At 75.6% G+C, this 23,271-nt stretch carries 15 protein-coding genes; 4 read left to right on the top strand and 11 right to left on the bottom strand.

Going from position 1 to position 23,271, the window contains the following annotated elements:
• Positions 1–41: 41 nt before the first annotated feature.
• The 9 genes from rosag_RS09660 to rosag_RS09620 form a co-directional block, all read right to left on the bottom strand.
• Positions 42–3,146 carry a serine/threonine-protein kinase gene (locus rosag_RS09660; protein WP_284349894.1) on the bottom strand — a complete coding sequence of 1,035 codons (3,105 nt, stop codon included), beginning with the start codon at positions 3,144–3,146 and terminating at the stop codon, positions 42–44.
• A 276-nt stretch (positions 3,147–3,422) separates the two neighbouring features.
• Positions 3,423–4,100, bottom strand: a complete 678-nt coding sequence (locus tag rosag_RS09655) for a response regulator (RefSeq protein ID WP_284349893.1) — start codon at positions 4,098–4,100, stop codon at positions 3,423–3,425.
• 123 nt (positions 4,101–4,223) lie between these two features.
• A complete protein-coding gene (locus rosag_RS09650; protein ID WP_284349892.1) occupies positions 4,224–6,038 on the bottom strand; it encodes a GAF domain-containing sensor histidine kinase in 1,815 nt (604 codons plus the stop codon).
• 36 nt (positions 6,039–6,074) lie between these two features.
• A complete protein-coding gene (locus rosag_RS09645) occupies positions 6,075–8,375 on the bottom strand; it encodes a protein kinase domain-containing protein (RefSeq protein WP_284349891.1) in 2,301 nt (766 codons plus the stop codon).
• A 190-nt stretch (positions 8,376–8,565) separates the two neighbouring features.
• Positions 8,566–9,924: a hypothetical protein gene (locus rosag_RS09640; protein WP_284349890.1), complete on the bottom strand. Its 1,359-nt coding sequence runs from the start codon at positions 9,922–9,924 to the stop codon at positions 8,566–8,568.
• A gap of 96 nt (positions 9,925–10,020) precedes the next feature.
• Positions 10,021–12,636 carry a protein kinase domain-containing protein gene (locus rosag_RS09635; RefSeq protein WP_284349889.1) on the bottom strand — a complete coding sequence of 872 codons (2,616 nt, stop codon included), beginning with the start codon at positions 12,634–12,636 and terminating at the stop codon, positions 10,021–10,023.
• A gap of 91 nt (positions 12,637–12,727) precedes the next feature.
• Entirely contained in the window at positions 12,728–13,417 is a 690-nt protein-coding gene (locus tag rosag_RS09630) for a hypothetical protein (RefSeq protein WP_284349888.1), read from the bottom strand.
• 176 nt (positions 13,418–13,593) lie between these two features.
• Entirely contained in the window at positions 13,594–14,733 is a 1,140-nt protein-coding gene (locus tag rosag_RS09625) for an alpha/beta hydrolase family protein (RefSeq protein WP_284349887.1), read from the bottom strand.
• Between the two features lie 122 nt (positions 14,734–14,855).
• Positions 14,856–16,052: a dipeptidase gene (locus rosag_RS09620; RefSeq protein ID WP_284349886.1), complete on the bottom strand. Its 1,197-nt coding sequence runs from the start codon at positions 16,050–16,052 to the stop codon at positions 14,856–14,858.
• A 112-nt stretch (positions 16,053–16,164) separates the two neighbouring features.
• Between rosag_RS09620 and rosag_RS09615 the strand changes: the two genes are divergently transcribed.
• Both rosag_RS09615 and rosag_RS09610 read left to right on the top strand, forming a co-directional pair.
• Positions 16,165–17,292, top strand: a complete 1,128-nt coding sequence (locus rosag_RS09615; protein WP_284349885.1) for an NAD-dependent epimerase/dehydratase family protein — start codon at positions 16,165–16,167, stop codon at positions 17,290–17,292.
• Positions 17,293–17,399: 107 nt separating this feature from the next.
• Entirely contained in the window at positions 17,400–17,891 is a 492-nt protein-coding gene (locus rosag_RS09610; RefSeq protein WP_284349884.1) for a hypothetical protein, read from the top strand.
• Positions 17,892–18,156: 265 nt separating this feature from the next.
• Here rosag_RS09610 and rosag_RS09605 read toward each other — a convergent pair whose 3' ends face one another.
• Positions 18,157–18,594 (bottom strand): hypothetical protein, encoded by a 438-nt coding sequence (locus rosag_RS09605; RefSeq protein WP_284349883.1) that lies wholly within the window; start codon positions 18,592–18,594, stop codon positions 18,157–18,159.
• 334 nt (positions 18,595–18,928) lie between these two features.
• Between rosag_RS09605 and rosag_RS09600 the strand changes: the two genes are divergently transcribed.
• Positions 18,929–20,851, top strand: coding sequence for a diguanylate cyclase domain-containing protein (locus tag rosag_RS09600; protein WP_284349882.1), 1,923 nt, complete (start codon positions 18,929–18,931; stop codon positions 20,849–20,851).
• Between the two features lie 95 nt (positions 20,852–20,946).
• Positions 20,947–22,086 carry a hypothetical protein gene (locus tag rosag_RS09595; RefSeq protein WP_284349881.1) on the top strand — a complete coding sequence of 380 codons (1,140 nt, stop codon included), beginning with the start codon at positions 20,947–20,949 and terminating at the stop codon, positions 22,084–22,086.
• A gap of 172 nt (positions 22,087–22,258) precedes the next feature.
• Here rosag_RS09595 and rosag_RS09590 read toward each other — a convergent pair whose 3' ends face one another.
• Positions 22,259–23,254: a DUF4349 domain-containing protein gene (locus rosag_RS09590; RefSeq protein ID WP_284349880.1), complete on the bottom strand. Its 996-nt coding sequence runs from the start codon at positions 23,252–23,254 to the stop codon at positions 22,259–22,261.
• Positions 23,255–23,271 lie beyond the last annotated feature (17 nt).

Below are 23,271 nucleotides of genomic sequence, written 5' to 3'. Positions count from 1 at the left end.
CACGCGCTCGCGCACCGATGCCCGCAAGCGACCCGCAACCCTCAATCGATGTCGCCCGGCCCCTCGAGCCGCGACAGATCGATCGCCGCGCGGCGCGCGTCGTCCTTCAGCGCGGGTTCGGCGCCGGCGCGCAAGGCCGCATAGTGCCGCGCCGCCCGCACCGCCCCCGGACGGTCGCCCACGCGCAGCGCGAGCCGCGCCTCCTCGCGCAGGATCGCCGCGAGGTACGGCTGGCGGCCGTAGAGGTACGAGCGGCGCCGCAGCGCGGTCAGCGCCGCGCGCTCGTCGCCGATCGTCTCGCGCAGCCGCGCCAGCACCAGCGGGCCCGCCTGCTGCACCAGCCCCGCCTCGCCGAGCTTGAGCAGCGAGTCCAGGCGCTCGGCGGCCTGCAGCGTGCCGGGCGGGATCGCCGCGCCCTGCGCCGCGCCCTGTGCGGCGGCCTGCGCGGCGCGCGCGGCCACCGTCGCCTCCAGCAGCACCGCGCACGCGCGCGCGGGGCGCGTCGGCGTCTCGGCGCCCTGCGGCATGGGCGACGGGCCCCTGTACGGGGAGCGCAGGCGCGCGACGCTCTGCGCCACCGTGCGCGTGTCGCCGCGCGCCACGCGCCACAGCTCCGACGCGCACAGCGCCGACTCCTGGTGGTAGCGCCGCGGCAGCGTCGTCGGCTCGGGGCCGTAGGCGAGCGGCGCCAGCGCGCGCAGCGCCGTCTGCGCGGCGGTCGTGTCGCCGTCGCCGAACAGCGCGTCGAGCACGTAGCCCACGTCCACCAGGTGCGGCGGGTGCCCCGCCTCGCGCATCGCCTCCAGCATCGCCGCGGCGCGCGCCGGCTGGCCGCGCGCGAGCGCGAAGTCGTGCGCCATCGTCGCGAAGGCCAGGCGGTCGGCCGTGCTGCGCTCCGCGCGCGTCGCCTCGACGTTGGTGGCGACGATGCGCGCCGCGCGCTCCAGGTCCACGCCGTCGAGCAGGCTGATCTCGTCGATCAGGTGCGTGCTGAGCGGATGCATCGTCGGCGCGCGCCGCTCCAGCCGCGTCAGCTCCGCGGTATCGTTGAGCGCGACGGCCATGCGCCACCGCACGCCGTCCGCGCCCTCCGCCGTCGAGTCGGTCTGCAGGAAGAGCCGGCCCGCGTGCCGCACCGTCGCCGTGTCGCCCGCACGCGCCGCGATCAGCAGCAGGTGCTCCAGCGCCGGCAGGTACGTCGAGTCGAGCGCCAGCACGCGCCGGAACTGCGCCGCCGCGCGCGCGTGCGCGTCCGGCTCGCCCACCAGCGCGCCGAAGTGGAACATCGCGTCGCCCGCCTGGAAGACCGCGTCGGGGCGGTCGGGCGCCACGCTCGCGTAGCGCTGCTTGGCGGTCAGCAGCTCGCGGTACGTCGGGAACACCGGGAAGCGCGGGCCGCCCGCGGCGTCGAGCGCGGCGCGGTCGATCGGCGACAGCCGCGCGCGCTGGCGCCACGCCGCCTGCAGCCCGCGGTACTCCTGGTCGGGCTGCCCGAACCACTGCGCCGCGGTGGCCATCCCCAGCCCCGCCTGCGCGAACGTCGAGTCGAACGTGAGCGCGCGGTCGAACTCCGTCGCGCTCTCGCGGTAGCGCGAGCGGCGGTACAGCCACTTGGCGTTCAGGTACGCGCGCAGCGCCGGCAGCGACGACGTCATGATCGGGCTCGCGCGGTCGGCGCCGGGCGCGTCGCCCGACAGCACCGCCACCGCCAGCCGCTCGACGAGCTGCGGCAGCGAGTCGGCCGAGCCCTCGACGCGCACGGGCGCGCGCCCGCGGCCGTCGCGCACGGCGAGCATCGTCGCGGTGAGCACGAGCCGCCCACCCGGCGCGCCCGCGATGTCGCCCAGCAGCAGCCGTCCCGCGCCGAGCCGCTCCGCGACCTCCAGCGCGCGATCCCGCGGCAGGTCGGCATCCTCGCGGCCGGCGGCGCGGCGCCACGCGCTCAGCACCGCGCGCGGATCGGCCGAGCGCGGGCCGCCCTCGCCCGTCAGCATCCCGGACAGCAGGTCGAGCATCCCCTCGCGCAGGTAGCGCAGCGACGGATCGCTCCCCGTCACGCGGAACGGCGCGACGGCGACCACGCGCTCGTCCAGCGGCGCGTCGCGCTTCCAGAACAGCCCCGCGGCGGCCGCCAGCACGGCGACGAGGCCGACGCCCGCCGACAGCAGCGCGGTGCGGCGCGCGCGGCGGCGCGGGACCGCGGCGCCCTCCCACGACGTGGCACCATCGACGCCGGGCAGCCCGGCGCCCGGCGTGGTGGCGACCGGCGTCGCGACCGCGGCCAGCCCGTCGCGCACCAGCGTCGCGTCCTCGGGGCGCTCCTCGGGGCGCTTGGCGAGGCACCGCATCACCAGCGCGGCGAGCGCCGGCGGCACGTCCGGGCGGTGCTCCTGCAGCGGCGCCGGCGCCTCGGCCAGGTGCGCGGTGAGGATCTCCGCCGGCGCCTTCCCGCGGAAGGGCGGCACGCCGGCCAGCGTCTCGTAGGCCAGCACGCCGAACGCGTAGATGTCGGCGCGGTGGTCCACCATCGGGTCGGCCGCGGCCTGCTCGGGCGCCATGTACGCCGGCGTCCCGATCGCGAGCCCCGCGCCCGTCGCGTCGGGATCGAGGCCGCCGGCGCCCGGCGTCGCGAACGCGGTGCGCAGCGCCTTGGCGACGCCGAAGTCGGTCACCAGCGCGTGCAGCCCGCTCAGCAGGACGTTGTCGGGCTTCACGTCGCGGTGCACGATCCCGCGCCCGTGCGCGTGCGCCAGCGCGTCGGCCACGTCGTGCAGCACGCGCACCGCCACGCCGATGGGCAGCGCCCCCTCGCGCGCCAGCCGGTCCCGCAGCGACTCGCCCTCGACCAGCGGCATCGTGTAGTACGGCACCCCGCCCGCCGACCCCGCGCTCAGGACGGGCACCACGTGCGGGTGCTGCAGCCCCGCGGCCAGCTGGATCTCGCGACGGAAGCGCTCGACGTTCAGCCCGGCGGCCAGCTCCGGCGGCAGCACCTTGAGCACGACCGAGCGCCCGAGCGCCAGCTCGCGCGCCACGAAGACGCGCGACATGCCGGCGCCCCCGAGCTCGTGCTCGATGACGTACTGCTCGCCCAGCGCACGGTCCAGGTGGGCGCGCAGGGCGCCAGGAGCGAGCGGCTCGGTCACGACGGCAACTTCGGGGGGGAGGGGGAGCGCCGGGGAGGCGCGACGGACCGGGCCCGGTCCGCGACTCGGCACGTACGACCGTACGTCTTGGATGCCGGCGAGGTGTCGCTGGTTTACTCGCGACGCCGGGCCAACACGTCACGAACGCGTGAGGGACGAACGACGCAACGCGCGGGCGGCCGATGACGGACCGTGTGCTGCGGACTGCGGGCTGCGGATCCGGACGACGGAGCGTCCCCGCGGCCGTCGATCCGCGGTCCGCAGCCCGCAGCGTCGTCAGGCGTCCCGCCGCACGCCTCCGACGTCCATCACGTAGCGCGTCAGCCCCGCCACCGTGCGGATGCCCAGCTTGCGCATCAGGCTCTCGCGGTGCGTCTCGACCGTGCGGTGGCTGATCCCCAGCTCGGCGGCGATCTCCTTGTTCGTGAGCCCGCGCGCGATCCCCTCCAGCACGTCGCGCTCGCGCGCCGTCAGCACGTCGATCGGCGGGGCCGTGCCCTCGTCCGGTCCGTCGCGGCCGTCGCCCGCCGTCGTCCCGGTGCCGGTGAGCCCCTGCGCCGCGGGCGTGCTGAAGTACGACCCGCCCGCGTGCACCGCGCGCACCGCCATGCGCAGCTCGGCCGCCGCGCTGTCCTTCAGCAGGTAGCCGCTCGCCCCCGCCCGCACGCCCTCGCGCACGTACTCGGCGTTGTCGTGCATGCTCATGATCAGGATGCGCGACTCGGGCGCGGCCTCGCGCAGGCGCGGCGCCGCGCGCAGCCCGCTCTCGCCGGGCATCGAGACGTCGAGCACGATGACGTCCGGCCGGTGCTCGACCGCCAGCGCCAGCGCCTGCGCCGCGTTCCCCGCCTCGGCCACCACCGTCACCCCCGGCTCGGCCTCCAGCACGTGGCGGATGCCCTCGCGGACGACGGCGTGGTCGTCGCAGACGAGGACGCGGATGGGCGAAGTCATGGGGGCAAGATACTGCGGAGAACGGGACGGCGGAGAACGAAACGGCGGAAACCGAGACGGCGTGAGACGGAACGGCGGACCTCTCGGCTTGAAGCTACGAGCTCGAAGGTCCGCTCTTCCGTTTCACGCCCTTCCGTCCTCCGCTGCATCGTCCTCCGCGGTTCCGTCGTCCGCCTTGTCGCTTTCTGCCGGCAGTCGGATCGTCAGCGCCGCGCCCCCACTCACGTTCTCCAGCACCACCGACCCGCCCAGCGCGCCGATGCGCTCCCGCATGCCGACCAGCCCCATGTGGCCCTCGCGCTCCCAGCGCGCCGGGTCCGCGGGGGCGGGGAGGCCGCCGCCGTCGTCGGTCACGGTGAGGCGCAGGCCGCCGGCGTCCGGCGCGAGCTGCACGCGCACCGTGCGCGCGCGGGCGTGGCGCGCGACGTTCGACAGCCCCTCCTGCATCGCGCGGAAGAGCGCGAGGTCCGCGTCCTCGGGCAGGCGCGGGAGGGGTGCCGATGGCAGCGCGAGCGACACCGCGATCCCCGTCCGCTCGCTGAACTCCGCGCCGAGCGAGCGCAGCGCGGGCAGCAGCCCCAGGTCGTCGAGCAGCGACGGGCGCAGGTCGTTGGTGACGCTGCGGATGCTGCCGATCCCCGTGTCGATGAGCGCGAGCACGCGGTCGAAGCGCTGGCGCTGCGCGCCGTCCACCCCCTCGCGCAGCATGCCGAGCTGCATCTTCACCGCGGTGAAGACCTGCGCGGTCTCGTCGTGCAGCTCGCGCGACAGGCGGCGGCGCTCCTCCTCGTGCTGGCGGACCATGCGCAGCGACAGGCGCTCCAGCTCCGTGGTGCGCGCCTCCAGCGCGCGGTACAGCGCGGCCGAGTGCAGCGCCGCGCCCACCTGCTGGCCGAGCGCGTGGAGGAAGCTCTCGTCGAGCGCGGTGAAGGGGTCGCGCGCGTCGCCCGCCAGCACGAGCGCGCCCGTCGGCGCGCCGCCCGTGAGCACCGGGAGCGCGGCCACGTACGGCAGCCCGCCCACGCCCTGCGCCACCTGCGGCCGGCCGGTCGCGCGCACCTCGGCCAGCCGCGCGGCCAGCTCGCCGTCGGGGTGCGTGCCCGCCCACGCGGCGCAGGCGCCCGCGCCGCGCACGCAGACCGTCTCGTCGGACGCGCCGTTCGTGCCGGCGAGCGTGGTGAAGAACGCCGTGCCGCGCACCGCGGGCAGCTGCAGCGGGCGCGCGAGCAGCGCGTCCAGCACGTCGTGCTCGCGCGGGGAGCGCTGCAGGTCGCCCGACAGCGCGCTCAGCGCGCCGAGCCCGCGCCGCAGGTCGTCGAGCACCAGCAGCACGATGCCGAGTCCCACCGCGAGCACGAACGCGATGTCGAGGTAGTAGCCCCACGGCGTCCACGCGCCGCGCGCGCGCAGCAGCGGATAGTCCAGGTGGTGCAGGCCCCACAGGACGAACGCGATCGCGAGCACGCGCGCGCCCGTCGAGCCGACCTTGCGGTGGTACTGCCAGAACGTCCACCCGCTCCACATCGTCGCGGCGGCGAGGAACGCCACCATCGGCGCGGCCGCGAGCATGAACGAGTCGAGCTCGTAGATCGCGAGCAGCGACCACACGGTGGGAAAGAGCGCCACCAGCAGGTAGCGCCACCGCCACGCCAGCTGCCGCGAGAACACGAGCGCGGCCCACAGCAGCGCGAGCGCGGTGAGCCCGGTGATGACCTGGTGCGCGTAGAGGAAGCTCCAGCGCCGCGTCACCAGGAAGCTGCCGATGGCCGCGAGCCGCAGCGCGTAGAGCCCCCACGCGGCGGCGAACCAGGCGAAGTACGGCTTGCCGTGCCGCCGGTGCAGCCAGAGGCACAGGAGCGCGAGCGCGATCGTGATCGCGGCCTGCAGCCCGGCGGCGGCCAGCTCGGTGCGCGCGACGGCGGGGATCTGCCAGTCCATGCGCGCAAGCTAAGGGGCGCGCGCCGCCGCGCCGCGTCAGCCCTTGAACGGAGACGTGAGGCGTAGCGCGACGACGCGCCAGTTGTTGCCGGCACGCTCGAGCTGCGCGCTCAGATGCGCGGTCGCCTCGTCCCGGCCCATCAGCTTGGAGACGCCGCCGCGCTTCCACGACAGGCGCACGCGGATCGGAACGGTCGCCCGGGGGCCGGCGAGTTCCGGAGCGCCGCTCGGGGACGCATCGACGCGCAGGTCGCGCTCGCGTGCGAGGCGCTCCAGCAGGCGTCCCGCACTGGGCGCATCCGGCACGGCGTCGAAGAGCGCGCGCAGCTCGTCCACGCGTCGCTCGCGCATCGCGGCGGCCAGCCCCTCGGCCTCGCGCCGCGTGTCCTCGTCCGACGGAAGCGAGGGGCGCGCCTCGACCTGCTTGGTCTCGGTGACGACCGTGGTCGGCGGAGGCGGTGGGGCCGTGACGAACGCGTTCACCGACGTACGTGCCTCGCCGATGCTGGCGGTGATCCGGGCGCGGCCCGGTGAGACGGCCTGCAGGACGCCGGTGACCGAGACGCGGGCGACCGTCGGATCGTTCGACGACCAGCGCACGATCCCGGGGAACGAGACCGCGTTGCGGTTGCCGTCGACGAGACGCGCGGTCAGCGGCAGCGAGTCACCGGCGGGGAGCGTCAGGCGCGCGCGCTGCGACGGCGCGATCACGACCTGGCGCACCGTCGCGGGATCGGGCGGCGTGGAGTCGGCTCGCGGGCCGGTGCTGTCGGAACCCAGGAGGGAATCCCGCCGCGGTGTGTCCGAGCTGTCCGGACGCGGTGGCCTCGCGGAGTCGACCGGCGGCACCACCGCGACCTCGCCGGTCTGCGAAGATTCCACCGCTTCATTGTCCCCGGCGATCAGCGCGACCGTCGCGACGATGGCCGCGAGCGCGCCGCCCGCCACCAGCCAGCGTCCGCGTCCGCCGCTGCGCGGCGGCTCGACCGGCTCGGGCTCCGCGGGCGCCACCGGCCGGTAGCCCGCGAACGTCGCCGAGCGGGCGGGCACCTCCTCCCACGTCTCGTCGGCGGGAGGCGCGGCGACGCCCGGAGCGGCGACGCCTGGCGTGAAGGCCGTGTCGCGCAGCGCGGGGCGATCGCGGGTCGTCGACGTGGTGATCGGCTCGGGCGGCGTCACGGGCGCGGGCGCCGCGGGCGCCGCGGGCGCCGCGGGCGGCTCGGCGGGCGCGGCGGGCGCGGCGACCGGCTCGACCGGCGCGGCGAGCGACGGCGCCGGGCGCGAGAGCCCCGCCGCCGGGCTCACGGGCGTCTGCTCCAGCTTCTCCTCGGCGGTCGGCTCGGGGAGGAGCGCGATCAGCTGCGCCGGCAGCGCGAGCGCGGCCGAGCCGACGTGCTCGGTGAAGCGCGCTCCGAGCTCGCCGAGCGACGGCCACCGGTCGGCCGGCGCCTTGGCGAGCATGCGCATCACCAGCGTCTCGACGAGCGGCGGGACGTCGGGCCGCATCGCGCGCAGCGACGGCGGCGCCTGGCGCACGTGCGCCATCAGCACCTCGGCCTGCGACCCGACGAAGGGCGGCCGGCCCGTGAGCAGCTGGAAGGCGACGCAGCCGAGCGCGTACTGGTCGGAGGCGCCGGTGACGTCCTCGCTCGCGTACTGCTCCGGGCTCATGTACTCGGGCGTGCCGATGGCGAGCCCGGTGCCGGTGAGCCGATGGCCGTCGGCGACGCGCGCGATGCCGAAGTCGGTCACGATCGCGCGCCCGAAGCGCCGGTCGATCATCACGTTCGCCGGCTTCACGTCGCGGTGCACCACGCCGTGCGAGTGCGCGTAGTCCAGCGCCGCGGCGATCTCCGCGATCAGGTGGCAGGCGAGCGTCACCGGGAGCGGGCCGCGCGCGCGCTGCAGCCGCTCCAGCGAGCAGCCGTCGATGTAGCGCATCGCGAAGTAGCGCAGCCCGTCCTGCTCGCCCGCGTGGAAGACGGGGACGATGTTCGGGTGGTCGAGCATCGCGGCCGTGCGCGCCTCGCCGACGAAGCGCTGCGGCATCACGGGCGAGTAGGCCAGCTCGGGGAGCATGACCTTGAGCGCGACCCGACGCGGGAGCCGCAGGTCCTGCGCGAGGAACACCGCCGCCATGCCGCCGCGGCCGATCTCGCGCGCGACGTCGTACTCGTTCAGCAGCGCGGCGCGGACGCGCGCCAGGAACGGGTCCGCCGTGGAGGCCGGGCCCGCGCCCGGATCGGGCGCGCCCAGCCGCAGCCCGCACGTGGGGCAGTACCGCAGGCCGGCCGTCGTCGGTGTGTTGCAGCGCGGACAGCGACCGCTCCGCTCCATCTCCATCCGGGACCCCTCCCATCTCGCGCGCGGAGCCGCTCCACGCATCGCGCCGGCGCGAGGACGTGCCGGGCGGCGCCCGCCGCTGCGCTCAAGGTCGGAGCGGTGCACGCACGGCGCAAGCACGCCGCCCGCCCCTGTTAGACGGGACGGGCGGCGCGGAATTCCCCTGGCTAGGCCGCGGCCTGTCCTACTGACAGCCCGACCACAGGCCGACGTGGCCCAGCGACTCGGGACCGTACGACAGCTGGACCTCGCCGGCCTTGTCGTCGCCCGAGGTGAGCGGCAGCGTCGCGGTCGCGCCGCCGGGCGGCACGAGCACCGGCAGCTTCCACCCCGACCAGCGGCCGGTCGCGCGGTTCACCGGATCGATGACCGCCACCACGTCGCGCCCGGTCATGTTCTTCAGCGTCGCGACCCTGCCGCAGATGGTCGCCGTGAGACCCGCGCGCACCTCGGCGCTGCGCGCAGGATCATAGATCTGCACGACGCCGAAGGTGCCATAGGCGTTCGGATCCGCGGTGGCGACGGCGATGCCCGGGGCCTGCACGTCGAACGCCGCGGTGCCCGTCGCCAGCGGCGCGACGTCCGCGCCCTCCTCGCTGGCGAAGCCCGGCGGCGCCTGGCCGCAGCCGCTGCCCGTCGTGCCCGCGGAGTCGGAGAGGAACGCCACGCCGAAGCCGCCGAGGGCGATGTCGGCCGCGGTGGGCGCGGTCACGGTGGGCGCCAGCGTCTTGAGGAAGCTGGCGCCGCCCCACCGCCCGATGCGGCCGGAGAGCACCGCGCAGTACTCGGGGCGCGTGATGACCGCCGTGCCGCCCGTGTTCGCGCTCCCGCTCCCGGCGCCCACCACGATCGCGAGATAGTTCTCGATGCTGCTGGGTGGGCGCACGAGCGTCGGCGACGAGCCGACGAAGAAGAACTCGACCGTCGAGCGCGCGGCGGCGGTGCTGAGGCTCGTGGCCGGATACGTCGAGACGCGGTACGCCGGGCCCCATTTGGGCAGCGACGTGCCGTCGATCACGCCCGTCGGGTCGCGCGTGACGACGACGAGCGCGTCGCCGCCCATCGCGCCGGCGGGGATGTTGAGCGCCACCAGCTCGTCGGGGCTCTTCAGCTGCGCGCCGGCCGACGCCTTCACCCAGCGCACGATGGCGTTCGGCACGAGGGCGTCCTTGGGCACCGAGAGCTTGCAGCGCGTACCGAGGTCGGCGACGACGGCCTGCACGGCGGCTTCCCACGTCGTGCCGGCGGGCGGCGCGAGCTGCGACGACCCGATGGTCGCGTAGGCGTCGAGCGCGGCCCCGATGAGCAACGCCGCCTTGTCGCAATCGAGCGTCGCGTCCTGATACGCCTGGTCGAGCGTCTGGCTCGGGTAGTAGTACGGCTTCAGCATCGCCGTCCCAATGAGCAGGCGGAGCGGCTCGGGTGCGGGGGGCGGCCCGTCGGTCGTGTAAGTGATCGTTCCTTCGGTGAGCAGCGATGGCGTCGCGTTCGGTGCGACCGAGCGCGCGGGATCCGCGCAGCCCGCGGCGAGCACGCCCATCATTGTCAGAAGCGACAGCCTGCCAAGCACGTTGACTCTCACGACGCGATCCTCGCTTCGAGGGTGACGAACGACATGGGCGGCACGCGGCGCCGCCTCCTACAGGCCAAAGATGCGGCGGAACTCGGGATCGCTCCTGACGTCGCGATAGAACCAGACCTCGCTCGACGTGCGCCGCATCTGGTCCGACGACGTGCGGGCGATCCCCGCGAACACGCGGAAGCGCTCGAGCGCGCGCGCGCGGTCGCCGGTGCTGAGGTAGGCGAATGCCGCGACGATCTGGAGGCCGGCGTCCTCCCGCGCGGCGGGATCATCGATCACGCGCGCGATCACCGCGCGCGCGCTGTCCGTCAGTCCAGCGCGGCCGAGCGCCATCGCGGCGTACAGGCTGCCCAGGCGCGCGGCGGCAGGCCGCGTCGGCAGCGCGGTGAGCTCCACCAGACGCGCGTGCGCCTCCCACACCTGCGCTGCCGACGGGCGCGGCGCGTCGTCGGCGGCGAGGCCCTTCAGCTCGCACTCGGCGCCGCGCGCGCTGGTCGGGAAGCGGCGCTGCAGCTCCGTGCAGTACCGACGCAGATCCTCGAATTGCCCGAGCTCGAACGACTGGCTCGCGAGCGCGTCGAGCAGCCCCTCGGCGTCGCTGAGGAAGGGATCGGTGTCGTAGGCGCGCACGGCCGCGAGCTTCGCGTCGGTGAGCGTGCGGAAGTTCACGTAGTAGTGGCTCAGCCAGCGCCACGCGTCCGCCTGGCCGGGATCCAGGCGCGTCGCGCGCTCCAGGTCCGACTGCGCGGAGGAGGCGAGCACCTGCCGCGCGCCGAGGTCCGGCGAGCCGACGCGGATCAGCCAGGCCCAGTAGCGCGCGATGCCGCGCGCGCCGAACGCCGCCGCCGACGAGTCGATCGCCACCGCGGCATCGCCCTCCGCCATCGCGCGCACGAGGAGCGGCGCGGGATCGAGCCCCGTGGCCCGGTTGCGGCGCATCGCGCGGTAGAGGTGCCGCGCATGCTCGACGTGCGGCACCGCCCAGCGCGGGTCGCGCTCGGCCGCCTGCGCGAACAGCGCGTCGGCGGCCGCGTCGGCGCGCACGCGCCCCGCCGTGTCGCCCGCCTGCAGCAGCGTCGCCGCGCGGCGGCTCTCGCCGAGCGCGCGCTGCACGAGCGCCCACGCGTCGGCGCTCGTAGTGCCCGCGCGCGTCGCGCGCAGCGCCACCTCCGCGCCCAGCCGCTGGCGGATCATCGCGCCCGCCTGGTCGATCGCGTCGTCGCGCAGCGCCAGCAGCTCCGCGCGCGGGCGCACGAGCGACGTGTCGGCGAACGCCGCGCCGCTCGCGTCGCGCAGCGTGAGCGTCAGCCGCAGGCGGTCGCCCGCCTCGGGCTCCAGCCGCCCGGTCACCACGGCGCCGACGGCGAGCGCGCGCGCCGCGCTGTCCACCGGCACGCCGGCCAGCGGGCGCGTCGCGTTCGCGGACGGCACCGTCAGCCCGGGCACCGTGCGCAGCGCGTCGGCCAGCGCGTCGGTGAGCCCGTCGGCGACCGGTTGCAGCTCGGCGTCGCCCGCGGGCGCGTCCACGCGCAGCACGGCCAGCCGCCGCGCGTCGAGCCCCGCCGCGGCGGCCGCGGGTCGATCGGTCCGCGCGCGCAGCACCACCGCCGCGCCGGCCGCCGTCGCCGCCACGCCCGCGCCCACGGCCAGCAGCGCCCAGCGCGGCAGGCCGCGCGCACGCGACGCGGCGCGCGCGCCCGCGTCGTCCACGCGGAAGTCGGTGGTCGTCGTGCGCGCCATCGCCAGCCGCAGCGCCTTCTCGAACTCCGCGGCGTTCGGCCAGCGGTCGGCGGGGCTCTTGGCGAGCGCGCGGCGCACGAGCGCCTCGACGTCGGGCGGCACGCTGCCGCGCACCGTGCGCAGCGACGGCACCTCGGTCATCGCGTGCTTGGCGATGACGGCCATCGCGTTCGGGCCCGTGAACGGCGGCTCGCCCGCCAGCATCTCGAACAGCACGCAGCCCAGCGCGTACACGTCGCTCGCGGGGCCCGTCTCACCGCCGGTGCCCTGCTCGGGGCTCATGTACTGCGGCGTGCCGAGCGCCATCCCCGTCTCGGTCAGCTTCTCGGCGCCGGCGCTGGTGACCGCGCGCGCGATCCCGAAGTCGGCGACGATCGCGTGGCCGCTGGCGAGCAGCACGTTCTCGGGCTTCACGTCGCGGTGCACGATCCCCTGCGCGTGCGCGTAGCCCAGCGCGCTCGCCACCTCGGCCGCGAGGCGCAGCGCGTCGTCGATGGGGAGCTGGCTCTCGCGCCGCAGCCGGTCGCGCAGCGACTCGCCGTCGACGAACGGCATCACGTAGTACAGCAGCCCGCCCGCGGAGCCCGAGTCGTACAGGCCGAGCACGTGCGGATGCTGCAGCGTCGCGGCGAGGCGGATCTCGCGCAGGAAGCGCTCGCCGCCGATGGACGCCGCGAGCTCGGGGTGCAGCACCTTCACGGCGACCGCGCGGTCGTGCTTGCGGTCGCGCGCGAGGTAGACGGTGGCCATCCCGCCGCGTCCCAGCGGGCGCTCCACCTGGTAGCGCTCCGCGAGCGCCTCCGAGAGCTGCGTCACCGTGCCTGGCGTCGTGCCCGGCGTCGTGCCCGACGCCGGCGCGGGCTCGGACGCGCCGGGCACCGTGATGCCGGCGGTCGTGGGATCGGCGGGCGGGGCGTGGTCCGGACCGGTCATGCACCTGGGCTCGACGGGGAGCGGCTACCTTAACGCTCACCTGCCGAGCCGGCCAGACGGGTGCGTGCGCCACACCCGCCTGTTCACGTCGTCATCCTCGGCCGTCGGCGCGCTCCGGCAGCGGCGGCCAGGGGTGGCGGCCCGACGGCAGGTAGTGCCAGGCCATGCCGCGCTGCCGGTACCACCGCGCGAGGTCCGTGAACGCGTCCACGTGGAGCGCGCGGCCCCGGTCGAAGAGCGCGAAGTGGTCGCGCGCCGAGACGCCGGGGTGCATCCAGGTGGAGCCCAGGTCGTCCTGGCAGCCGTGCTGGAAGGGCGCCTTCAGCTGCTGGTTGAGGCGCTTCACGATCGTCCACGCCTCGAACGACGTCGTGCGGTCGAACGCGCCGGGGAAGTTCTTCAGCGGCAGCGGGCGGTAGCGGCTCCCCTCGTAGCGCCAGAGGCCCATCAGGTCGTAGTCGGAGAGGTAGACCGACGGATCGCCCGGCCGCCGGTCCTTCGCCTCGACGAGGCCGAAGTCCTTCGACTTGTGATGGACCGTGACGGGCTTGGGCGGCAGCTCGCCCTGCAGCGCGCGGCCCTCCGGCTTGGGGCAGCGCACGATGATCAGCAGCGACCGCGCCGCCGTCGTCTCGCGCAGGCGGCGCACGTCGCGCGCGTCCATCCCGCTCGCGGTCGAGAGCGCGATGTCCGACTCGGGCACGCCCTGCTCGCGGTACAGGCGAACGCGCGAGTGGTCGATGAACTCGGCGAGCGGGATCTTGAAGGTGGACGTCGTCATCGGTGGCGCGGCAGCGGGCGGTGGTCGGCAGCGGGTGCGCGTCCACGGTAGGAAGTCCGGGGCGCGCCGACCAGGGTCGAACGCACCACGCCGCGCTTCGCGTCGTCGCCAACGCGCACGGGGCGGCGGACCACTCGGTCCGCCGCCCCGTGCGTTGCCTCGGGTGCCGCGTCGCCCTACTTCCGCACCGGCATCCCGCTGGCGGTGCCGCCACCCGGCTTCAGCGTGCGCTCGAAGAACGCCCACGTGCGGTTCCAGCTGTCGATCTGCTCCGGCGAGTCGTCGCGGAGGAGCGTCTGGCGGTTCACGCGGCGGCTGAACGTGTGGCCGACGCTGACCGGGCCCGGGGTCGGGTTCCAGTAGATCTTCGTCTCCGCGAGCTGCGGCTTGCGCGCGATCAGCGCGTCCACGAGCGGGCGCGCCTCCTCGAAGTTCACGTCCTCGTCGTTCGACGCGATGTGCACGAGGATCGGCTTCTTCAGACTGTCCACGCCGTAGTAGGGCGAGCGCTTCACGTACGCCGCGCGCTGCTCGAACGGGAGGCCCTGCAGCTCCTTCTGCGTCGAGAAGCTGCGCTGGTAGCCGGGCCCCTTGAACGAGAGGCGGAAGAGCAGGTTGGTCACCGGCACGATCGCCGCGCCGCTCTGGAACGGCGTCTCGCCGCGGAACATCAGGTGCGCGGTGATGAAGCCGCCGTGGCTCCACCCCATCACGCCCACACGATCGGGGTCGACGTACGACTGCGCCTTGAGGAAGTCGTACGCGCCCAGCACGTCGTCCACCTCCTTGCCGCCGTAGTCGATCGCGTTGTAGTGCGCGGCGCCGTAGCCGGTGCTGCCGCGGTACTCGGGCGCGGCGACGACGTAGCCCTTCTGCGTCGCCTCGATGATGAAGGGCAGGTAGTTCTGGTCCCAGTTGCCGTGCACGCCGCCGTGCACCCACACCAGCGCCGCGTGCCCGCGCGCGCCGCGCGTCTGCAGCGGCGAGAACAGGTAGACCGGGATCTCCATCCCGTCCACGGGGCTCTTGTACGTCGTCTTCCGGTACTGCATCACGCCCTTGCTGCGCGCGGCGAAGATGCTGTCGGTGCGCGCCTTGGTCTTCAGCTGCGCCTCGAAGTCCGCCTGCGGGTGGTCCTCGTGGCGGTTGCTGACGTACAGCATCGCGGCGCGGGCCGAGTCCATGGGGACGACCTGGCGCGGGCGACGGCCGCCGGGCTCGTTCCCCTCCTGCGCGGCGGCCGGCGCGGCCCACAGGGCGACGGCGGCGGCGGCGAGGACGGTGCGGCCGGCGTGACGGCGACGGATCTCGAGCATGCTTCCTCCGTGAGGACGGCGGCAACGGGTCACGAGCACCGGCGCCCGGGGGCCCGCTGCCGTCTCTGCCACGTGAACGCGTTGGCCCCCGCGCGCGTTGACGCGGCGCCACCCGCCGGGCGTCAGCGCGGCAGCGTCGCCCGCAGCAGCCGCAGGACGTTGCCGCCCATGACCTGCGCGATGTCCGCCGGCGTCATCCCCGCGTCCAGCAGCGCCTGCGTCACCTGCGCCAGCCCCGCGGCGTCGAACGGCGTGGTCGTGGCGCCGTCGAAGTCGGAGCCGAGGGCGACGTGGGCGAGGCCCGCGACGCGCACGGCGTGGACGATCGCGCGCGCCGTCGACGCCGGCCCGATGGCGCACACCGCGCCGTCCCAGTAGCCGATGCCGATCACGCCGCCCGTCGCCGCGATGCGGCGCAGCTGGTCGTCGGTGAGGTTGCGCGGGCCGGGGCAGGTGGCCTGCACGCCGCCGTGCGACACGACCACCGGCCGCGTCGCCATCGCCAGCACGTCGTCGATCGCCTGCGGCGACGCGTGCGCCACGTCCACCAGGATGCCGAGCGCCTCCATGCGCCGGATCACGTCGCGGCCGAGGGGCGTCAGGCCGCCGCGCGAGACGCCGTGCGCGGAGCCCGCGACCTCGTTGTCGAAGAAGTGCGTGAGGCCGAGCATGCGGAAGCCCGCGGCGTACAGCGTGTCGACGTTGCGCGCGTCGCCCTCGAGCGGGTGCAGGCCTTCGGACGCGAGCAGCGCGGCGACGGGCCGCGCGTTCGCGGGCGCCGCGGCGCGTGCTGCGATGAACGCGTCGAGGTCCGCGGCGCTGCGCACGAGCGTCAGCCGGCCGTGCGAGCGCGCAGCCGCGTCGCGCAGCCGCGACGCCTGGTACAGCGCCCGCGCGCGCAGCGAGCGCCACGTCGGCGACGGCCAGCGCTGCAGCAGCGCGAGCAGCGTGATGTTGTCCGTCTCCGCCGTGTTGCGCTCGTAGTTGATGCCGCGCGGCGTCTTGGTGACCGTCGAGAAGACCTGCAGTGCGACGTTGCCGTCGGCCAGGCGCGGCACGTCGGTGTGGCCGCGCGTGCCGCGCGCCAGCGGGTCGCGGTGCCAGAGCAGCAGGTCGGAGTGCAGGTCGGCGACGAGGAGCGAGTCGTGCAGCCGGCGCGCGGCGTCGGACACGGGGCCCGCCCGCGACGCGTCGACGCGGTTCATGCCGCGCTCCACCTGGCCGGGACCGATGGCGAGCGCCGCGACGGCGACGATCGCGAGCAGCGCGAGGACGGACAGCGAGACGACGCGGACGCGGCGGGCGGTGGATGGGGGCATGGCGCGGAACGATCCCGCGGCGCACGCCCGCCGTCAACGACGGGCGTCAACGTTCGGTGCACGGCGTGAGGCCACGCTGCCCGACGGTCGCGGCGGCGCGTATGATCCGCGCATGACCACTCGCCGCGACTTCCTCCGCGTCACGACGGGCGCCCTCGGTGGCGCGCTCGTCGCCGGCTGCGCGCGTGCCGCGGGCACCGCCGCGTCGCCCGCTGCCAGCGCCGCCACGCGTGCCGGCCGCCCGATGGACCTGCTGATCCTCGGCGGCACGGGCTTCATCGGGCCGCACCTGGTGCGCCACGCCGTCGCGCGCGGGCACCGCGTGACGATCTTCACGCGCGGCCGCCGCACCGCCGACCTGCCGGCGTCGGTCGAGCGGCTGGTGGGCGACCGCAACGGCCAGCTCGACGCGCTGCGCGGGCGGAAGTGGGACGCCGTCATCGACGACTCGGCCACGAACCCGGACTACGTGCGGCAGTCGACCGCGCTGCTGAAGGACAGCGTCGGCCGCTACCTGTTCACGTCGTCCACGGGCGTTTACTACCCGTACCTCGCGCGCGGCGTCGACGAGTCGGTCCCGGTGAGGACGGAGGCCGAGGATCCGAAGGACGGCTCGGCCACGTTCGGCGTGGCGAAGGCACGGTGCGAGCGCATCACGCTCGACGCGTTCGGCGACCGTGGGGTCGTCGTGCGGCCGACGTACATCGTGGGGCCGGGCGACACGACGGATCGCTTCCCGTACTGGCCCGTGCGGCTGGCGCGCGGCGGCGAGACGCTGGCGCCGGGGCGCCGCGACGACGCGGTGCAGATCGTCGACGTGCGCGACCTGGCCGCGTTCATGGTGCGGCTGGTGGAGGACGGGCGCTCGGGGATCTACAACGCGGCGGGGCCGGCGAACGGGCTGACGTTCGGCGACTTCCTGACGCAGGCCGCGGCGGCGCTCGACTCCACGTCGCGCTTCGTGTGGGTCGACGACTACGCGTTCCTCGAGCAGCAGGGGATCACGGAGGCGATCCCGTGGGTGATGCTGAAGGGGAACGACTACGGGCACACGCACGTGCGCAACGACCGCGCGAAGGCCGCGGGGCTCGCGTTCCGGCCGCTCGCCGAGACGGTGCGCGACACGCTGGCGTGGTGGCCGACGGTGCCCGAGGCGCGCCGCGCGAGCCCGCGCTTCGCCATCAAGCCGGAGCAGGAGGTCGCGGCGCTGGCCGCGTGGAAGGCGCGCGGCGCGCGCTGACGCACCTCGCCGAGCTACGGCCCGGCCCGGCCTCTGGGTCCCGAAGTTGCCTCCACGGGCGCTCGGCGGTGAATTCGCGCCGCCTGAGAGCCTGAGGAGGTCGCGTCATGCAGCATCGTCTACCGAGCCCGTCCCGTCTGGCCGTCGTGTGCGCCGCCCTGCTGGCGGGCGCGTGCATCCGGACCCGGACCGATCCCGTGACCGGCAAGATCGACGTCGACGTCGAGTCGCCCACGAAGAAGGGCGAGGACTGGAAGGCCGGCATCGCCGGCACGAGCGGCTACGGCTCGATCACCGGCCAGGGGCGCGCGGCCGTGCTCAACGGGCAGAGCACGATCACGATCAACCTCAACGGCCTGACGCCCAACGCGACGCACTCGTGGCGCGTGTTCGAGGGCAAGTGCGGCGGCGCGGGCCCCATGTTCGGGAGCGCCGGGGCCTATCCGGACTTCACCGTCAGCGGCACCGGGACCGCGCAGGCGTCGGCGAAGCTGTCGATGGCGCTCGACGAGGCCAAGACCTACAACGTGCGCATCTACGCCACGCCGGGCGACATGAACACCGTGGCGGCGTGCGGGGACCTGAGCGACTCCGCCTGACCACACGGCGGGCTGCGGATTCCGAGCCCTCCGTTGCCCTTGCAACTGCAGCAAGGATGAAAGTCTGAGAAGATCGGACAAGAGCGGATGGCTCCGTGTGAGTGCGAGGAACCTCGCCGCCACGCGGAGCCATCCGTCGTTATCGGATCTTATCCGAACTTCATCCTTGCTGCCGTTCGCGGTTCGGGTCCTGCGCACGGACGGGTCCCGGGGTCGAGATCCGCAGCCCGCTGTCCGCAGTCCGCAGTCCGCAGTCCGCAGCGCTCTACGGCGTCCGACGCCCCGCCGGGGCCGTGTTCGGGTCCGCCACCGGCGGCAGCACCACCTCGCCGCCCACGGCCATCGTGTCGCGCACGACCGGGCGTCCCTCGCGCTCCAGTACCCCGCGATAGACGGTCGCCTGGACGTCGGCCTGCGCCCGGACCGCGCGCAGCTCGACCAGCCGCTGCTCCAGCAGGCGGCGCGCGTCGTCCACCTCGCGCTGCTTCTCGACGATGCGCGCGTTGGCCTCGGTCAGCTCGCGGCGCGCCCGATTCTCCGGGTTGCCGTACCAGACGACGGCGATCAGCAGGAGGAGCAGCAGCGCTCCCAGGGCGAGCAGCAGCGGGCGGCCGCGCGGGCTGCGCAGCACCGAGTCGATGGGGGAGCGGTCGCGCGGCCGCTCGGGGCTGGCGTGATAGGGCTCGTACGGTGGCGCGTGCATGGTCGGCTCCGTCGGCGGGTCTCTGCTCGATCGCGGGGTCGCGTGCCTCGCATGGGTGGTCAGGGATCGGGGTGCTGAGGTCCGGCTGGCGTCGCCAGGAGGCGAGCATCGTGCCCGGCGGGCGCCGCGCGACCGTGGTCTCGCGAGGGGGCGGGGACGCCACGTGGGGCGTTGCGGCAGGCCCAGCCACGTCGTCTCTGATCAACGCGCCGCTCCCGTGAATCCGTCGTCCCCGCCCCCCGACTTCCCGTCGTCCGAGCCGCTGCCGCCCTCCTGGGCCGTGCCGCGCGCCGTTCCGCGCCCGGGCCTGCGGTGGCGCGGCTGGCGGGGCGCCATGGCGGGCCTCGCCGCCTCGGCCGCGATGGTGGGCCTCGCGGGCTGGATCGCCATGGGCGACATCGCGCGCATCGACGACGCGAACGCGTGGGTGCGGCACACGCGGGAGGTCCTCGCCGTCACCGCCGCCACCGGGACGGCCGTCGATCGCGCGGAGACGGCGCAGCGCGGCTACCTGCTGGTGGGTGACCCCGCGTACCTGCACGCCGGCGCCAACGCCGACCGCGCGGCCATCGGCGCGCTCGCCGACCTGCGCCGCCGCACCACCGACAACGCCGCGCAGCAGCACCGCCTCGACACGCTGGAGCGCGTGGTGCCGCGGCGCCTCGCGGGCCTCGCGCACACCGTCGCGCTGGCGCGGGCCGGCGCGCGCGACAGCGCCGTCGCGATCGTGCGCACGCACGCCGGGCTCGCGGACGCCGACACCATCCGCGCGCTCCTCGACCGCTTCGCCGCCGAGGAGCAGCGGCTGCTCCTGGCGCGCATGACGGTGCACGACGCGAGCACGCGCGCCGCGCGCACGCACACGGTGCTCGCGCTCGCGCTGGCGCTCGCCACCGCCGCCTGGGCCGTCGTGCTGCTCGGCCGGCTGGTGCGGCGGCAGGTCGCGCGGCGTGAGTCGATGCGCGCCGCGCTGCTGACCAGCGCCGCGAGCGAGACGCGCTATCGCGCGCTGTTCACCGCGCTGCCGCGCCCCGCGTGGGTGTACGACGTCGAGACGCTGCGCTTCCTGGCCGTGAACCCCGCCGCGACCGCGCAGTACGGGTGGAGCGAGGAGGAGTTCCTGGCGCGGCGCATCACCGACGTGCGTCCGCCGGAGGACGCGGAGCGCGTGACCGCGTCCGCGCGCGGCGCCGGCAGCAGCGTCATCACGGCGGGGCAGTGGCGCCACCGCTGGCGCGACGGGCAGGTGCGCGACGTCCTCGTGACGACGCACGCGCTGGACTACGCGGGACGCGCCGCGCGGCTCGCGGTCGTCGACGACATCACCGAGCGACTGGCGTCGGAGCGCGCGCTGCGCGGCCGCGACGCGCGCTTCCGCGCGGCGATGGCCGGGATGCGCGACGCCTTCCTGCTGCTGCGCGCGGTGCGCATCGGCGGGGAGGTGCACGACTTCGAGGTGCTGGAGCTCAACGCCAGCGGCGCGCGGCTGCTCGGCGCGCCGCGCGCGGCGGGTGGGGCGCGCACGCTGCTCGGCCTCTATCCCGACGCGGGGAGCTCGGGCTTCCTCGCGATCGGCCGGCGCGTGCTGGCCGACGGCCGTCCGTTCGAGGACGAGCGGCGCACGAGCGCCGGGCGCACGCCGGCCGAGTGGGTGCGGCTGCAGGCGTTCCCGCTCGAGGGGGAGGAGGACACGCTCGTCGTCATCGTGCGCGACATCACGGCCCGCAAGCGCGCCGAGGTGCGCCTGCGCGAGGAGGCGCACCGCGATCCGCTGACGGGGCTCCTCAACCGCCGCGGGCTGGAGGAGGGCGTGCGTCGCCGCCTGCAGGAGGCCGCGGTGAGCGGCCAGCCGGACGTCGTGCTCTACCTCGACCTCGACGACTTCAAGGGGATCAACGACGCCTTCGGCCATGGCGAGGGCGACGAGGCGCTGCGCACGGTGGCGAGCGTGCTGCGCCGCACCATGCGCGCGGGCGACGCGATCGCGCGGCTGGGCGGCGACGAGTTCGCGATCTACGCGCCCGCGGGGCCGGACGCCGTCGCGTGGCGCGACGTGAACCTCCTGACGCAGCGCATCCACGAGGCGCTGGACGCCGAGAACGCGCGCGGTGAGGCCAACGGCCGTGGGTACGCGCTCCGCAGCACCGTCGGCGGGACGACGGTGCGCGCGGGCGACACGCTGGCGGCGGCGCTGGCGCGCGCGGACAACGCGCTCTACGCCGCGAAGCCGGGCGGCGGCACGCGCCGGGCGGGCTGAGCCCGGGACGCGTTGCGCAATGCGTTGCGTGACCTGACCGGACGGTCGTACGTTCGCGGGCGGGTCCCGCCGCGTCCCCTGCCCGGAGGTCGGCCATGCGCCGACTCGTCGCCGCGCTCCGTGTCCTCGCCTGCGCCTGCCTCGCGCTGGCCGCATCGCTAGACGCCTCCCCGCTGCGCGCGCAGGCGCTCGGCGGCCGCTGGGTCTACGCGGAGGGCGACCAGACCGCGCAGCTCGACCTCCGCCACGACCGCGCGACCGGGCGCGTCACGGGCACCTTCTCGCTCTCCGGGCGCACCGCGCCGCTGACGGGCCGCGTGCAGGGCGGCACGCTCGTCGTCGAGTCGCTGGGCGGCGTCGCCGCGTCGCGCGAGAACGGCACGATGACGGGGCGGCTGCAGGACGGCGTGCTGCTGCTGACGGTCGTCCAGCCCGGCGAGCCGACGGTGACGCTGCCGATGGCGCGCCGCGGCGAGGCGCCAGCGGAGGTCGCGGACATGCCATCGTCGACGACGGGTGCGGCAGCCGGTGCCGTGCGCGACCTCGCCGGCCGGTGGGAGGCGACGTCCGACGACGGCACGTCGCAGGAGGTCGTCGAGCTGCAGGTCGCGGGCGGCGCGGTGAGCGGCACGGTCACGGTGCTGTCGCGCGGCTACTTCTCGGGCCGCACGACGGTCGAGAACCGGCTGCTGCTGCGCGGCACGGTGCAGGGCGGGGCGGTGCGCCTGCGTCTCTGGCCGGCCGACGGTGCACCCGCGCAGGGCGTGGACGTGACGGCCGTCCGCCGCGGCGAGTACCTCGTGTTCGCCGGCCGCGGCCCGGAGAGCGGCTACGCGCGCCCCGGCACGCCGCTCGTGCGCGAGGCGGGCGGCAGCCCGGCCGCGGCCACGCTGGCACGCGCGGTGGGCGGCCGCGTGTACGCGCTGAGCCAGCAGGCGGCCGGCCGCGGCGCGACGGTGGGCGGGCGCGTGCGGCTGGCGCTGTGCGCCGACGGCCGCATCGAGTACGGCGCCAGCGACCTCGCGTCGACGCCGGACGTCGACATGGGCGGCAGCGTCGCGCGCCGCGGCGCGTGGGACGTCGTGCTGCTGGCCGGCGCGCCCGTGGTGCGCGCGCGCTGGCAGGGCACCGGCACGAGCTACGCGCTCACGCGCTACTTCCGCATCCGGCCGGACGCGAGCGGGCGCTCGGCGGAGATCGACGGGCGGGAGCTGCCGGTGGCGGGGCGCTGCTGACGACGGCTTCGTGCATCGTGCTGCGTGTGGGCCGTTGAAGTGTCATCCCGAGCGCAGCAAGGGATCCGCTCTCCACGCCGAGGAGCATCCCGCGTGTGGCGCATGCCAGGTCCCTCTCCTTCGCTGCGCTCAGGATCGGGACGACATCACGGTGTCACGCAGCCCGCAGCTCTCAGGGATTCGCCTTCCGCGCCCGCACGAAGCGCCACACCACCAGCGCCACCACGCCGAGCGGGATCAGCACGCCCAGCGACGCGATCCCGAACGCGAGCACCGCGACGAAGTTGCGCCACGCCTGCCGCAGCGCCTCCAGCAGCGGGTTGCGCGACGGCGCGCCCGGGAGGATCGGCGCGCGCTCGTGCACCGTCACGTCGAGCGTGCTGAGCGCGACGCGCGTGCGCAGGAAGCGCATCCGGCCCTCCGCGCGCTCGATCTCCTCGCGCACGCGCGCCAGCTCGCGCTCGACCGACAGCACGTCGCTCAGGCGCGCGGCGCTGCGCTCCAGGAGCGTCAGCAGCCGCGCCTCCAGGCGCCGCGCGTTGGCGACGCGCGCCGCGACGTCCACGTACTCCTCGCCCACGTCCTCCGCGCTCACGTTCACCATCTCGACGCGGCCCAGCGGCGCGAGCCCCCCCACCAGCGCGTCGAAGCGCGCCGACGGCACCTTGAGCTGCAGCGTCGCCGCGCGCACCTGCTCGCGGCCCGCGGCGAGCGACGTGTTCGCGACGTAGCCGCCCATCCGCTGCGCGAGCGCTCGCACGGCGGCGATCGCGGGCTCCAGCGAGTCCACCTCGATCGACGCCTGGCCGGTGCGGATCAGCATCGCCGGCGCGGCCGACGCGGTGTCGCTGGATGCGATCTGGGCGCCGGGAGCGCCCGCGGGCGCGGGGGCCGGCATCGCCTCCGGGCGCGCGGCGCGACGCTCGGGCGCGACGTTCGCGACGTCGCCCGCGACCCTGCCCGCCACGCCGCCCGCCTCGCCCACGAGCGGCACCTCGGCCGGCGGCGGCGGCGGTGCCGAGGGCGCCGCGGTCGGCGCGGCGTCGCGCACGGTCGACTGCAGCTGCGCCGCCTCCCCGCGCGTCCCGCGCGACGTGCTCTTGTCGCCGCAGGCCAGCGCCGCGCCGCAGAGGAGGAAGGCGAGGAAGGTTCGGAGGACGTGCGACATGCGGACGCTCGGTCGGA

The sequence above is a fragment of the Roseisolibacter agri genome (assembly GCF_030159095.1).
Classification (GTDB): Bacteria; Gemmatimonadota; Gemmatimonadetes; order Gemmatimonadales; family Gemmatimonadaceae; genus Roseisolibacter; species Roseisolibacter agri.
This window is presented reverse-complemented; position numbering and strand designations above follow the sequence as displayed.

Excerpts from the sequence above, each read along its gene's own strand:
- rosag_RS09655 (WP_284349893.1), bottom strand. The coding sequence starts at position 4,100 with ATGACTTCGCCCATCCGCGTCCTCGTCTGCGACGACCACGCCGTCGTC.
- rosag_RS09650 (WP_284349892.1), bottom strand. The coding sequence starts at position 6,038 with ATGGACTGGCAGATCCCCGCCGTCGCGCGCACCGAGCTGGCCGCCGCC.
- rosag_RS09645 (WP_284349891.1), bottom strand. The coding sequence starts at position 8,375 with ATGGAGCGGAGCGGTCGCTGTCCGCGCTGCAACACACCGACGACGGCC.
- rosag_RS09640 (WP_284349890.1), bottom strand. The coding sequence starts at position 9,924 with ATGATGGGCGTGCTCGCCGCGGGCTGCGCGGATCCCGCGCGCTCGGTC.
- rosag_RS09635 (WP_284349889.1), bottom strand. The coding sequence starts at position 12,636 with ATGACCGGTCCGGACCACGCCCCGCCCGCCGATCCCACGACCGCCGGC.
- rosag_RS09630 (WP_284349888.1), bottom strand. The coding sequence starts at position 13,417 with ATGACGACGTCCACCTTCAAGATCCCGCTCGCCGAGTTCATCGACCAC.
- rosag_RS09625 (WP_284349887.1), bottom strand. The coding sequence starts at position 14,733 with ATGCTCGAGATCCGTCGCCGTCACGCCGGCCGCACCGTCCTCGCCGCC.
- rosag_RS09620 (WP_284349886.1), bottom strand. The coding sequence starts at position 16,052 with ATGCCCCCATCCACCGCCCGCCGCGTCCGCGTCGTCTCGCTGTCCGTC.
- rosag_RS09615 (WP_284349885.1), top strand. The coding sequence starts at position 16,165 with ATGACCACTCGCCGCGACTTCCTCCGCGTCACGACGGGCGCCCTCGGT.
- rosag_RS09610 (WP_284349884.1), top strand. The coding sequence starts at position 17,400 with ATGCAGCATCGTCTACCGAGCCCGTCCCGTCTGGCCGTCGTGTGCGCC.
- rosag_RS09605 (WP_284349883.1), bottom strand. The coding sequence starts at position 18,594 with ATGCACGCGCCACCGTACGAGCCCTATCACGCCAGCCCCGAGCGGCCG.
- rosag_RS09600 (WP_284349882.1), top strand. The coding sequence starts at position 18,929 with ATGGCGGGCCTCGCCGCCTCGGCCGCGATGGTGGGCCTCGCGGGCTGG.
- rosag_RS09595 (WP_284349881.1), top strand. The coding sequence starts at position 20,947 with ATGCGCCGACTCGTCGCCGCGCTCCGTGTCCTCGCCTGCGCCTGCCTC.
- rosag_RS09590 (WP_284349880.1), bottom strand. The coding sequence starts at position 23,254 with ATGTCGCACGTCCTCCGAACCTTCCTCGCCTTCCTCCTCTGCGGCGCG.